The sequence below is a fragment of the Brucella sp. TWI432 genome, assembly GCF_039674445.1.
Taxonomy (GTDB): domain Bacteria; phylum Pseudomonadota; class Alphaproteobacteria; order Rhizobiales; family Rhizobiaceae; genus Brucella; species Brucella chromiisoli.
The window spans coordinates 1-14,113 of record NZ_JBDJNL010000028.1; the positions used below are offsets into that span (position 1 = coordinate 1).

Genomic DNA, 14,113 nt, shown 5'->3' on the forward strand with positions numbered 1-14,113 from the left:
TCGACCATTCGCGTTCTGTAAGTTCATAGCGGCGACGTGACATCAAAGACCTCCAAATCCGAGACCTTTGAATCACTAATCCATTCAAATAGCTAGACTATTTATGAGTGCGCGGCCTAGTAGGTTATGCGAATAATGACAGTATCCGTGTAGACGCCAGCTGGTGGCGTCGCCTGCGGTAAAACACGCCCGTAAACGGGTATTAGCGTCGAAGTTCCTGTGCCAGCCGCACTATGGGTTTGCCCACTTGCATCTCCCCATGGCTGAAGATGCTGGCTGTCTTTATACAAGCCGTAAACCACACTGTTGTTTCCATTTTTCATAAGTCGTGCGGTAGGTGAAACGCCACCTGTTTCTAAAGCGACAGAATAATTCGTAGTTTGTGTGCAGGAAAGATGAACTGCTCCCTGCGCAACGACATTATCTTTCAGAAGGCCATGCGTACCAAAATTAATATTATTTGGTGCCAGAATATTGCACTTCGGGCTGACAGTCGCTTGAACAGTAAAGTTGGCACTCGTAGACAATGTAGCACCAAGTGAGCTGCAACCAAGCAAACTTCCCAAAGAACCATAGCGTATTTGGGTACCCGCAGCTCCGCTAAAGGCACTGATATATTGACCAGGTGTCAGATTTTGTTGACCTGGAACAGATGCATAAATGGGCCAGCTTTGTGTCACAGTACCCACTTGTGCCGTCATACGAAATAAGGGGGCATCACCAAACAGAAGACCGCCTGTATAACCTCCCCACGGCACCTGCCTATTGGCGTCAGAGTATATCTGATATTGAAGGCTACCGCCTGGGCCTGTAAGCAGGCGCGTGCCAGTTGTTGCACCACCTGACCCATCACCCACACCGGGACAAACGGCTATACCGAGAAGCAGGTTTCCTAAGTCGAGCGCGGTCACCGAGCAAGTCATGGTCAACAACCCTTGTGTAGTTGTTGCCGTACTTCCCAAAGTATCAACTGTACCAAAATTAATAGGACTTGATATTGTCGCTGTGCAGCTCAAAGCTTCCGAGTGGCTGGCAGAGAACGTCGACCATGATATTCCGAGCAGAACAATCATGCAGATTTTCACAAAAAGTTTCATTGGCATACCACGTTCTCCAAAGTGACCTGATGGCCTTTGACTGCATGAAACGAAAAATCTGCGCGACAAGTCGCATTACCGTCAACGCTATTTGGAAGTTCGATTTCAACACTATTGCTGGCAGTTAGTCCGCGGACGTAGCTTTGCCCATCATAGCCCACAACAAACGACTCGTCTGATGCCACAAGTCGACCCTTAGCCCCGACGGGTATAGCCGCACCATCTGAACGGACAAACGTCACCAGAGCTGTAGCCTTGTCGGGCTGAATTCCAAAACGAACGACAACCCCAGCTTTTTCTGCGGGTGTTACCTCCGTTCGTGTGGCGGGGATATCAACATCGACTGGCAGGTTGCTTGGATCGATCTCAATAAGATTTTTTTGCAATGACAGCAGATCAGGCACAAGGAGCTTACCGTTTCGACCTGTCCTGCCGGCTGATCGGTTGTGAACCGTTACGGGCACATCTGGTGCACCGGCATCTACGACGGCAAAGGCATCGAAAATACGATCTGATAGAAATACGCCACCTCCGGCAGAAGCGATAGCTCCTGAGACTTCTAAAGTGCCGCCGCTCCCGGCATCGTATTGACGACCTGTCGCTTCCAGCCGTGCAACCGGGGTTCGTACTGTGACGCCCGCCTGCCTCTCATTGAAGTATCCTTCTGAGCTCTGAAGGCGCCATCCAACGCTCCATGGATCTCGCCCAAGCGGATAACTATAATCAGTTAAAAGGCGAGTGCCCTGATCTGTCGTTTCTACACCCGAGGAGACAGAGCCACCGCCTAGCGGCATTGAAAGGCCGACAAACATTCCAAATGAACCAGATTGGGCTACATCCATGTAGCCATTCGCATAAAGCGTACTTTTCCCGACAAACGGGCGGCTATACGATAGACCTAGGATACTTGAACTTTGCCCGTCAAAATCCTTGAGATAAGCAAAGTTCAGATTAAGCGTAGAGCCGTCGCGAAACATTGGTGGTGATAGCGTTACCTGATCGATAGAGCGGGGATTTTGAATGGTGGTTAACTCAGAAAGGTTCTTGGTCCTCGATGTGATAGAAGCAATATCGTTGTAATCGCCTATGGTTTTTTGGGTACTGGCGAAAAATCGCCAGTCATAAAATGACGCTTCCAATGAACCGCCAACACGGTATCCGATAACACCATCGGCATGGCTTGCAGCGGCATTCATCGATACGATGCCAAATGAGCCAACATTAAAAAGCGCAGCGGCCCCACCTGAAATCAGCCCGGCACCGCCTTCTGCATGGGCTTCCAGCGTCAGGCGTTGCGTAAGCCCATAACGTATGCTGCCAGAACCGACAAAACGATCATCATACTTGTCTGTTCTCAATCCAAAATCGCGGCGCGCAAAACCACCCTCAAAGCTGAAGTCGAACAGGCCTTTCGTCAACATGCGCGACGAAACGTAGAAAGGCATTTCTTTAATTGTTTCACGGCCAAACTGATCTGTAACAATGACCTGTACGGTGCCAGGTCCACTGACAAATGGGACTCCTGTCACCTGAAACGGGCCAGTACTAACTTCCCCAGTAAAACGTCGCAGATTGTTTGCATAGACTTCGACCGTTGATGGGACTGCTGCACTGCCGGTCAACTCCGGCATCGGCATAGTGACTAGGTCGGGACGAAGATTAAAACTTCTGCGGATCTGCACGCCGCCGAGCCGTACTGGGCGTGTCCATGACAAACCGCCAGTAATGACATCTCCCGCTGCATACGTCATTAAGCGCTCAGGATCAGAATAACTCCAGCTTGAGGCCAACCGTCTAGAAGCATAGGTCTCATTGGGAGCTGACGTAACAATAAAGCCACTTTCTACAAGACCAAACGCGGAGAACGCCCGGGCATCAAAAGAGGCCGAAAGGCCCTGATATTGGGGCGAACCAAACTTATTATCGCCAGAGAAATTGCCAAAGACTGAATAATTGAGGAGCCCACCAAGATCGCGCGTAAGTTTTAACGCTTCGACATTCTGCGAAGTATCACCAATTTTTCGTGGAACACGCGCATCATCTGTCGCATCGAAATAGATAGATTGGGTAGCATGGTCCACGCGGTAGGTAACGTCTTTTAAATCATCCAGCGCAACATACTTATCTGATTGTTTGATAACTTCCCCGGCCTGAAGCCCAACACCGTTCAGCTGATCGGCAGGCATAGAAAAAGTCCCATCCAAAGATTTACGAACGACTGCGACCATTTCAGTGGAAGCACCATTAACATAAACTTCAAGATAGAGATCTTGAGTTGAAATCTCGGCGCTAGCATCGCCTTGAGTTATCTCTGGGGACGCCGATACAACAGGCCAAGTCCAGAGTGAATTAAACAAGAAAATGAAACTAGCCACCCGAACTAATCGAGACGCTGGCACGGATTGGTCCCTTGTCATCTTCTGCTGTCAAAGTGAATTTACGCCCCTGAACGGCAAGACCGGCAGGAATAGCGAAGACCCATTTTTTTGTGCGGCCACCCAAAACATAGCCAGCTAGGCCGTCAATGCGCGCGACTCCTTTTCCATTATGATCTTTCAGAAGAAGCTGACTAACTTTGAGACGGTCAGCACCAGTATTCTGAGCTGACAATATCAATTGCCGCCCGTTAGATGATGCGGTCCATTTTACTTTCGCACCTGATACTGATGTATCGTTAAAAAAGACCGGAAGTGACTGCCTGACGAGAAAACGAACACCACTTCGCGTTGCGTTCGTAGCTGTTGGAAGCTCATCTACCAACAATCTGTAGGTCTCTTGCCCAGATATTGCCTTTGCTATCCGCACAACCCTGACTGATTGCTGTGCACCCGGCGCCAATTTCACCATCGGCGGGCTTGCAACAACTTCTTTGGTTGGCAGATATACATCTTCTCCACCCCTCTGGTCCCATTTAAAGACGCGCAACTGAACATTAATTGGCGCCCTGCCATCATTACGAATAGTTACAAGACCAGCCCCGGCCGGCGCTGTTAAACTCAGTCCAACCGGAGTGACATGTAGGTTAGTTGCAAAACTAACTTGAATGCAGACAACAGAGGAGAGCAGCGCCACGACGAGCGCATGAATAAGCCATTTCATATTCATAATATGCTTCCGTTAATACATGCGTATTCGACGCAATGACGCTCCGAAGATTGAAAACCGCGTTATCAAAGACAACCACTAAATGCGCCAAACTCAATACAGGGTGCGGCGCCTCAATAAGTCAATGTGACTTGAACCGTATCCTGATAAACACCGGCTGAAGGTGTATCCTGAGCCGGAACACGCCCATAAACATTCAACGTTTGTGACGCCCCAGTTCCCGTCCCTGAATAACCATTCGTCGCCGATCCCCAGAGCAAAGTATGTTGCGCATCGCGATAAAGTGAATATTCTACTGTTTCAGTACCACCCGACTTGGTCATAAGACGCATTGCTTCAGTGGCGCCCGTCCCCAAACCTTCATCCAAAGCAAGCGCAAAATTAGCGCCCTTTGTACACGTTACAGTAATTTCGCCTGCTTGCGTTTTTTCTGTCGCAAGCAAACCTGTTGTTCCAAAATTTACCCCAGCAATAGTATCTAGTGAGCATTCATTTTGAATGGTTATTTCAACACTTAGATTACCATTGATATTAGTTTGAGCTATTACGGCTGCGGGATATAAAGGAAAACATATTAACACCGCGCCAAGACCAACTTTGCATAAAATTGCACTTTTTTGCACGAAATTATCCACCTCCTCTAATAAAAATTCTATTAGACCAGCATGCTAATAAAATTATACAACAATAACAAAATGTCAATATTTTTCATAAAAATCACTGATAAATATCATAAGTATTAAATTAACTTATGATTATTAATATACTGAACGGCTATCTTTCTAATACAAAAATTCGAAACTCAATTATGGAAAATTAAAATAACTAAAGTAGTTATATAGTGATTTGTGATTTTCAATTTATTTTCGAGCCCCATAAAATTTAAGATAGTATATAAAATATAAATATTATCTTGAAAATTATCTTTTTATGTCGTTGAATCTAGAAAATGTCGTTTTTCAATTTCCAATAAAATATAAAAACTATTTCCTCATGTATCTATGAAATCATTTTATTTAAATATAATATAAATAGAAATAACTACCTTTCACGAAGCGATTCACTCGCTCTATTAAAAGGCTTGATCAGATATTCGAAGACAGTCTTAGCGCCGGTATGAATATCAACCGTGGCAATCATACCCGGGACGATTGGAAAACGCTGTTCATTCTTGTTTATGAGCGCATCGGTCTCAGTCTTGATAAACACACGATAGTAATATTCCTCAGGCTTGATTTCGTCCTGAATAGTATCGGCAGAAATACTAACGACCTTGCCTTCCAACGCTCCATAGATGGCATAATCATAAGCCGTGATTTTTACAGTCGCCCGCTGATCCGGGTGAATATACGCAATATCGCGCGGCAGAACCCGCGTTTCGATTAGCAATTGTTCATCAAGTGGAACGATCACCATCAGCTTGCCATTTGGCGGCACAACACCGCCAATGGTTGCGACTTCAATATTCTTGACAATACCCCGCACAGGCGAGCGTAGCGTCATACGTGCTAGTGAATCGGAACGGCCGCGGATAACAGATGAAAGCGAATCTACTTCGGCGTTTGCCTTGGCGAGTTCCTCACGTGCTCGGACGATATAATCAGATTTTATCTCAGTTTCTTTGAGCTGAAGCTCAACCAGTTGCCGTTTCAGGCGGATCACTTCAACATTGCTCGCCGCACCCATTTTAGTCAACGACTGACTGATATTCAGCTCATCCTGCACCAGTTCTTTTGATTCAGCGATCCATTGCAGCGCCTCTTTCAAGCTTTGCTTGCGCGCTTCAAAAAGCCTTGTTTCCGAGGCGACAAGCGCGGGAAACATCTCCAGTTCCGGTGAAAACTGTAGCTCCGTCTGACTGACTTCGGCGTTGAGGCGTGCCGAGCTTGCAAGTGCAGCGCGGTATTTTGCCGAACTTTCCTGCACGCTCGACTCTGTCACTGTTGGATCAAGCTGGGCCAGTATCTGCCCCGGCTCGACCACATCGTCTTGGCGCACCATCAGCTTGGCAACTACACCACCTTCCAGCGACTGAATAACCTGTTCCTGAGATGCCGGCACGACCTTGCCGGTTCCTGTTGAAACCTCGTCCAGCAAAGCCACATAGGACCAACCGATAAGTACTGCAAAAAAGATGAAGACCAGCCGCACGAAGCGTTTCGACCGCTTAAGCTGCTGTCCCTGTTCGCTTCCATTAACCCAGGCACCAAAGTCTCCGCCCACGGCCGCCATTTAATTCTCTCCGGGTTATAATGTCTTTGTTGGTTCCACCTTGCTCATGCCACGCAGGGTTTGAAGCCCACGTTCCTTGCTGTCGTCCAAGACAACCTGACCATTCTCAATCACAATGAGACGCTGCACCAATTCAAGAACACGCATGCGGTGTGTTGCGATAATCACCGTGCGTCTAGCTCTCCACTTGGCAAACTGCTCGATAAAGTGGCGTTCTGTAGCCTCGTCCATTGTCGATGTGGGTTCATCAAGCAGGACCACCGATGGGTCACGGATAAGAAGCCGCGCCAGAAGAATTGCTTGCTTCTGGCCACCGGAAAGACCGCCGCCCCCTTCATGCACCAAGTGTTCCAGCCCCTTCGGCAGCTTACGCACAAAACTATCAGCACCGACCATAGCCAACACGCGCTGAATTTCAGCATCCGATGCACCCGGTGCGCCCATGGTGATGTTTTCACGCAGCGATCCAAAGAACAGCCGCGAGTTCTGCGTCAGCAACCCAACATCACGTCTAACATCTGCGGGATCAATTTGCGGCAGAGAAAAATCATCCAGTAAAACCTCGCCGTCAGATGCATCGAGCAATCCCGACAACGCCATCAGAAGCGTTGATTTTCCGGTGCCGTTGCGACCAAGAACAGCAATGCATTCGCCCTGCTCAACTCGAAGGTCTTTGACCAGCAACACTGGCGGCGAACTCTCATCACCGTAACGAAACAGCGCACCTTTAAACTGGTAAGCCCCGTTGATTTTTGGGCAATGAATCCGGGTCTCGGTGTCAGGATGATCAACTGGCATCTGCATGAGTTGATCAAGGCCTTTTTTGGCGATACGGGCATGTTGCAAGCGGCCAAGAATTTGCGAGAGCTGCCCCATAGGTGCAAGCATCCGTGAACCGAGAATCGATGCACCAACCAGTGCGCCAGTGGTCATGTCGCCTGCAATAATCAGCGGAGCACCGGCAAAGACCGTCAAAGCATAAACACCGCCTTGCAGATTCTGTGTCCAGACGCTGAGACTGTTTGTGAGCGCACGCAATCTGATCTGCGCTTCGCCTGTTACGGCGTTAAAGTAGTTCCACTGCTGCTGAAAACGATCCTCCGCCTGAAGACCTTTTATATCTTCGATCCCCTGCACGGCTTCCACCAGCATGGCATTGCGCAGCGAGGCTTCGCGCATGGCCTGGTTGGCATAAACCCGCAGACGCCGCTGCAAAAAAAGTCCCGGTATAATCAGCGCAATCAAAGCACCCAGCGGAATGACAACCATCCAGCCAGCAAGGAACCAGTAAATGACCAGAAACATGAAGAAAAAAGGCAGATCGGCAAGGGCTGAAACAGTTGTTGACGTCAGCAGTTCACGCACTTGCTCCGTATCACGAAGCTGGGCGATGAAAGAGCCGGTTGATGTTGGTCTCGCGCGATTTTTAACGCGCAGTGCATGACCAAAAACCACATCTGACATTTGCAAATCAGACTGCTTGCCCAGCACATCGATGATGCCCATACGTGCACGCCGCATAAGAAAATCAAACAGAAGGGCCAGCAAAACACCACTGAACAGAACGTAAAGCGTATTGAAAGATTGTGCAGGTACAACGCGATCATAAACCTGCATGGAAAAGAGAATACCCGCAAGCCCAAGAGCATTGGCGATCAGCGATGCCACCAGCACATGGCCGTAAGACCCCATATCGCGAAACAGAATGCGTCGCAGCCAGTTCTCTTCAAAAGGTTTTATATAGGCATCGACACGCGCATCAGGAACAGTTTTGGAGGGGCGCGCGAGAATAATCTTTTCGGTCTCAGCCAGAAGCACATCAAGCTTGAAAGGCTGCTGCAAACCTTGCTCGCCAATCATCCAGACACTGGCTTCCCGATCTTTCGAAAGGGTGTCTACGACAGCGAGTTGCCCGTCAATAAGCTTAAGAACAAAGGGCAAGTGCCACGTCGAGAGTGAGATCGTCGCCGGATCGACAAACCTTATTCCCAAGCCTACATGTCGCGCAATAGAGCTGATCTTTGAATTTTCATCTGTGCTGATGCTTGCAGCTGCCGCAATCTTAGCGCCCTGCTCCGATATGGGAATGCGATAATGCTGAGCGACACGGCCAAGCGCTTCAAGCCACTCATCTGCATCAAAGTTTTCCGCCGGCTTCTTCAAATGTTCAGTGGGTTCATTCAAAACAGGACTATCAAAGCCCGGAGGATTTTCGTCATGCCTCATAGACTACCTCCGCCTGTCCGCAACATGGATGCATTAAGACCAAAACTCTGGCGCATCTTTCCGGAACTGTAGAGACAATTGATATCCAGACGGCGGATGTCATGAACCGTGTTGGCTGTCTGGAACCGTGCTTCATGCAGTTCCTGTTCGGCATTCAGCAGATCAAGCAGCGTTCTTGTGCCAAGCTCTACATATTGCTCCCGATAAAGATCTCGGGTTTTCACCATCATGTCGGCACGTGATTGGAGCGAACCCATAAGCCGGCTCAACGTGCCGATCTGGCTGCGCGACTCCATAAGATTGCGCTGAACATCGAAGCGCACTGTGCTGATTGCCGCCTCAGCCGATTGCAAGGCATAAGCGGCTGCGCGTTTGCGTGCGCCTGTCTGCCCGCCGTTGTAGAGGCTAGAGGATACATTCACGCCGACTGAGTATTCAGGCTGCCGGTCGTTGCTACGTGTATCATCGCGCGAGGCGTTGAGATCATAGCCGGTCGTTGCCTCCAGCGAAACTGTCGGCAAGCCATCGGCTCGGCTCGCTGCAAGCTGCGCTTTGGCTTCCTCACGTGCAGCTTGTGCCTCAAGCATCGCTGGCACCTGCTCCCAATCAGGAGCGGTTATGCTACAGGAATTTTCCAGCCATGACGGCACGGATGACACCGGGTGGGGTGACCCACCACCAATGAGTGCGGAAAGTGCGACCTGCCAGCGGCTCAACTCCGATTGATATTGGAGTTGAGTTGCGAGCGCCGATTCAACACGCGCGTCTGCCTGTACCTTATCAGACATGGTACTCGCGCCTTTATCGGTCCGTTCTTTCACAAGACCCGCAATTTTTTTAACGCCATCGACCTGTGCCTGTGCATAGGACGATAGAGTACGGTATCGCTGCACTTCAACGATTGCATTAGCGGTATCGCGTGCAAGATTGTCAACCGTGAGAAGTAAACGCGCATGGTTGATGGCCTTGCCCGCACGCTCCGTCTCGACCGCACTCGATACTTTGCCAAAATCATAAAGCATCTGCGACGCACCAACATTAAACTGCGGCCGCCATCCATTTGAGTTGCTACTCTGATAGCCGGAATTCACCCCTGCTTGTAGCTTAGGATAATAACCCGCCAGTGCTGCGCGTACGCGTTCATCCGCCGCCAAAATTCTTCCAGACGCTTCATCAACGGCAGGGTGCCAGCCAAGCGCCCGCCGAACAGCGGTTTCCATCGTGAGGGAACCACCATCCGGCAACTTGGGCGCAGACTTGGGAGAGGCGGTATTCGTAACAACACTCCTGTCAACGGCTGGTACGGGGGCAGAACCAGCACTTGACAGGAGCCACGGAACTTCAGTCTTCTTTGACTGAGCAAGGTTGTCATTGCTCAAAGCAAGATTGTTTGCAGACATTTGGCACGCAGCCAAAAGGCATGAAATCAATGATATTGTCGCGAAACGTCTTAAAATCTGGAGTTTTCGCATCGAGTATCCGTTATGACCGGCACAGGCCGATATTTCATGATGACCCTCGCCGCCGTAGCCTCGACGGCGAAGGGAAATCTCGGCGGATCAGACCGCGTGTGTCAGGTGGAGATCATCCTCAAGGGCAAGCGGATCGGGCACAAGATGACTGAGCGGATCTTCGAATGTATCTGGATTTTCGCCCACATCAGCGCTGTTACCATTCGTCGTGGAAGCTGAAACAAAACTGTCTTGATCAAAGGTTTGGTCTTCCCCGAATAGTAATGTGAGATCACCGCTACCGTCATCAAACAATACACTTTCCGTCAGATTGTTTTCAGTAGTATTTTCATCAGAGGAACCGACCTCTTTGACTTCAGCAAAATCACCAATCGGAACGACATCACTCTCAGTGTGATCTGCTCCGTCTGCGTCACCACTTCCATCATTGGGTACAGTATAAGCAGCCAGCAGATTGTCGTCCGTCTGTCTATCGGTATCAGCGTTCTGTTCAACCGCAGCTACGATGTCGTCATACACAGCGTCTTCTGCAAAGCGAGCAACTGATATGTCGTTCCATTCTTGGATCTCGACAGTAAGGTCTGCTGTCGTTTCGTGACCGTTTGGCAGCACGATCTTATAAGTAAAACTTTCCGACGCTTCACGATCGGCATAGCTCAGATTTGAGTGTGGTTGATAATTATAAGAACCATTACTGTAGATCGTCAGATCACCGTATGTCCCGGTAACAACCGTTCCGGTTGCAAGAACATTTATGAATCCCGTAGAATCCTGAACCTGCAATTTTGCAGTGACTGGCAGAGCACCATCATTGTCGAACAGATTGCCAGTCGTGCCAGAGTTGCTCTGTTGTATGAATTGATCGGTATAGGTAACATTGACATCAGTAATAACACTGACAGCACCCGCTAAGCCGCTCAACGTAGCATGGACCCGATAAGTTCCGGGGATTAGATCAAGGCTGCCAATGTCAATAACTTTCGCAGGCCCCAAAAGACCAACGAAAATTGAGTAGCTTTTATCGATATTCACGTCTACCCAGTTACCATTTTCCAGGCGCTGAATGGCAACCGTACCGTTCGCGACGGCAGCTGTTGTCATATTGACGGTCACAGTTCCGGTAGCATCCATGTTGCTTCCGATAATGAACTCATCGCTGTTAGTCTCAGCATTTCCACCAAGAATGGCTATCAAAGGCTGGGTCTGATTAACGAAAGCGTTATCCACTACATTGGCCCAGATTATGCCAGCCGTATCGGTATCGTCAGTTGCGGCGAAACTATATGTCGCATCGTCTTCGAAGTTATTGTTATCCCAAACCAGACCCTGACCATCGCTATCAATTCTGATGTTCAACTCTGCTGTGGTGTTCGTATCCGTCAGCGGATCATATTTGGTGTAGGTGAACTGGTCGACTTTGCCGATGCTCTCCAATGTTCCATTCGGCGTGTACGTGTAAGAACCGTCCTGATGGATTACCAGATTGCCATGCTGACCCACAATTGGTGTTCCTTGCGCTCCGGCTGCAACCTCATATGGCACACCGCCAACAGTAACACTGGTTACAATATGGCCTGAGCTTATAGCTGCTCCATCGTTAGCAAGGACATTGCCCTCAACGTCTTCAACCTGAACACCGGAAGGCTCAAGATAATCGAGATCCGTTCCTGAAACCTGAAGATTGCCAACGAGCCCAACACTCAACAAACTTTGTGAAGCGGCAAAGGCACGATAGGTACCCTCGCCCAAAAGCGCACTCGCTTGTGCAGTGTTACCAAGCAGTGTCAGGTTCAGCAGTGTCGCATCACCATTACCATCAACGGATGTCCACGTGCCATCCGGCATCAGCTTCTGAACAACAATTGTCGTGTTTGAAGCGACGTCCACACCTATCAGCTGGGAGTAGCTGAACTGCAGATTCTGTTGATGACCTTGTGCAACCACAAAGTTGCTGGATGGAACATTCAACACCGTTACATCCGCACCAAGCAGCCCAACCAGTAGGACATAACTTGCATTCGGATGGGTAACATCGGTTTCGGTCGGCAAAATGCTCACTTCTGCGGTCACATTGTCCACGATCGGAGCCGTGCTGGCTGGATCAATCAATGGAGCAGTTGCAGAGGCAGATTCAGAGACGTTTTCCGCCGCATCCTCAAGCGTCGCCGATAGCTGACCACCGCCGCGTTGCGGCGGGTTGAGGGCAATCTGGAAATTGCCGTCGCTGTCAACATTGCCCTCGCCGACAATATTATCATCGGCATCACGAATAACAACTTTTGTCTCCGGCTCGCCCTTACCACTGATGCTATTACCGTCTGGGCTGACGCTCAGGTCTGTAGGTGCGGCGGGCGCCAGCGTATCCGGCACTGTTGCAGCGCTTGCTTCCGACTGATTGCCCGCCTCATCCGTCTGGGTAACCAGCAAATTATGACCATTGCTTTGCGCAAGTTCATATGTTGCAGAACCTCCCACTCCCAGCGGAACCGTTGCAATAATGCTGCCATCAGCATTGTAGATCGTCGCTGTCCCACCCGGCTCACCGGTGATCGTCAGCGTCACACCGTCAGAGCCGACTGTAACCGTCGGTGCATCCGGATCAAGCGTATCGGGGAGTGTCGCAGAAGCCGCTTCCGATTCATTGCCAGCAGCATCGCTTTGCGTCACCGTGATGTCCTGGCCATTGCTCGCAGCAGCAACATAAGTCGCAGTGCCACTCTCGCCAAGATCAACCGTGTCAAGCACGCTGCCATCAGCATTGTAGATCGTTGCTGTCCCACCCGGCTCCCCGGTGATCGTCAGCGTCACACCGTCAGAGCCGACTGTAACCGTTGGTGCATCCGGATCAAGCGTATCGGGGAGTGTCGCAGAGGCCGCTTCCGATTCATTGCCAGCAGCATCGCTTTGCGTCACCGTGATGTCCTGGCCATTGCTCGCAGCAGCAACATAAGTCGCAGTGCCACTCTCGCCAAGATCAACCGTGTCAAGCACGCTGCCATCAGCATTGTAGATCGTCGCTGTCCCACCCGGCTCCCCGGTGATCGTCAGCGTCACACCGTCAGAGCCGACTGTAACCGTTGGTGCATCCGGATCAAGCGTATCAGGGAGTGTCGCAGAGGCCGCTTCCGATTCATTGCCAGCGGCATCCCTTTGCGTCACCGTGATGTCCTGGCCATTGCTCGCAGCAGCAACATAAGTCGCAGTGCCAGTCTCGCCAAGATCAACCGTGTCAAGCACGCTGCCATCAGCATTGTAGATCGTCGCTGTCCCACCCGGCTCACCGGTGATCGTCAGCGTCACACCGTCAGAGCCGACTGTAACCGTTGGTGCATCCGGAGCTTCATTGTCACCATCTCCATCCCCACCGCCTGTGCCCGGATCCACAGTGTCTTTATTGCCACCACCCGAAGAACTTGCAGCGACAGCACCAATAGCTCCCAAACCGGCTAGGCCAAGCAAAATTGGGGCGAAACTGTCTTTGCCTCCAGCAAGTTGATCGACTCCCTGAATTTCCGAAAAGTTAAAATCAGCCAGCCCATCGCTGTGATTCCCAGCCCAGAGCTGACCGTCTTCATCTTGCAGGACAAGGTCATTGTCCTGGCCGTTGCTGTAATGTGTGTAATAATTAACGATGCGAATTGTGTCACCGTTATTCAATCGAATGAGAAGATCATCCCCAATTCTTTGGTATTCGGAAATAGACTTTGGATTTAACGAAATTTTGACAACGCTGGGTGCTGAAAGAATAATATCATTTCCAGCTACTGTTCGCGAACTACCACTCGCCTTATTCGTAACAACTGCAACCATGACGCTCTCCTCAATTCGCTAATAGCTTCGAGGGCAAAACAGCAAGTTCAGGCCGTTATAAATAAAGATCACTGACACATTATAGTTCTACAAAAATCCTAAGTTCCTATTCATATCACGTAATATTCTCTACAAAAAAGTCAGCAATCTTCATTCCAAAACAAATGCTGA

Annotated in this window: 8 protein-coding genes; all 8 read right to left on the bottom strand. The window is 49.9% G+C overall.

From position 1 onward, the window contains the following. Window positions 1-116: 116 nt before the first annotated feature. Complete coding sequence (locus ABE527_RS20145; RefSeq protein WP_499698114.1) at window positions 117-1,103, bottom strand: Csu type fimbrial protein; 987 nt, start codon at window positions 1,101-1,103, stop codon at window positions 117-119. Next, window positions 1,094-3,472, bottom strand: coding sequence for a fimbria/pilus outer membrane usher protein (locus ABE527_RS20150; RefSeq protein ID WP_499698115.1), 2,379 nt, complete (start codon window positions 3,470-3,472; stop codon window positions 1,094-1,096). Before ABE527_RS20150 ends, ABE527_RS20145 begins: the two co-directional genes overlap by 10 nt. Then, entirely contained in the window at window positions 3,465-4,202 is a 738-nt protein-coding gene (locus ABE527_RS20155) for a fimbrial biogenesis chaperone (RefSeq protein WP_499698116.1), read from the bottom strand. Before ABE527_RS20155 ends, ABE527_RS20150 begins: the two co-directional genes overlap by 8 nt. A 113-nt stretch (window positions 4,203-4,315) precedes the next feature. Next, window positions 4,316-4,825 carry a Csu type fimbrial protein gene (locus ABE527_RS20160; protein ID WP_499698117.1) on the bottom strand — a complete coding sequence of 170 codons (510 nt, stop codon included), beginning with the start codon at window positions 4,823-4,825 and terminating at the stop codon, window positions 4,316-4,318. Window positions 4,826-5,243: 418 nt separating this feature from the next. Next, window positions 5,244-6,434, bottom strand: a complete 1,191-nt coding sequence (locus ABE527_RS20165) for a beta-barrel domain-containing protein (protein ID WP_499698118.1) — start codon at window positions 6,432-6,434, stop codon at window positions 5,244-5,246. A gap of 15 nt (window positions 6,435-6,449) precedes the next feature. After that, on the bottom strand, window positions 6,450-8,660 hold the full coding sequence (locus tag ABE527_RS20170) for a type I secretion system permease/ATPase (RefSeq protein WP_499698119.1): 2,211 nt from the start codon (window positions 8,658-8,660) through the stop codon (window positions 6,450-6,452). After that, the gene (locus ABE527_RS20175) at window positions 8,657-10,060 is read right to left on the bottom strand and encodes a TolC family outer membrane protein (protein WP_499695617.1); all 1,404 of its coding nucleotides are present in this window, start codon (window positions 10,058-10,060) and stop codon (window positions 8,657-8,659) included. Before ABE527_RS20175 ends, ABE527_RS20170 begins: the two co-directional genes overlap by 4 nt. A gap of 159 nt (window positions 10,061-10,219) precedes the next feature. After that, entirely contained in the window at window positions 10,220-13,942 is a 3,723-nt protein-coding gene (locus tag ABE527_RS20180; RefSeq protein ID WP_499698120.1) for a BapA/Bap/LapF family large adhesin, read from the bottom strand. Window positions 13,943-14,113 lie beyond the last annotated feature (171 nt).

Coding starts and splice junctions, on each gene's coding strand:
- ABE527_RS20175 (WP_499695617.1), bottom strand. CDS start 10,060: ATGTCTGCAAACAATCTTGCTTTGAGCAATGACAACCTTGCTCAGTCA.
- ABE527_RS20170 (WP_499698119.1), bottom strand. CDS start 8,660: ATGAGGCATGACGAAAATCCTCCGGGCTTTGATAGTCCTGTTTTGAAT.
- ABE527_RS20180 (WP_499698120.1), bottom strand. CDS start 13,942: ATGGTTGCAGTTGTTACGAATAAGGCGAGTGGTAGTTCGCGAACAGTA.
- ABE527_RS20145 (WP_499698114.1), bottom strand. CDS start 1,103: ATGCCAATGAAACTTTTTGTGAAAATCTGCATGATTGTTCTGCTCGGA.
- ABE527_RS20165 (WP_499698118.1), bottom strand. CDS start 6,434: ATGGCGGCCGTGGGCGGAGACTTTGGTGCCTGGGTTAATGGAAGCGAA.
- ABE527_RS20155 (WP_499698116.1), bottom strand. CDS start 4,202: ATGAATATGAAATGGCTTATTCATGCGCTCGTCGTGGCGCTGCTCTCC.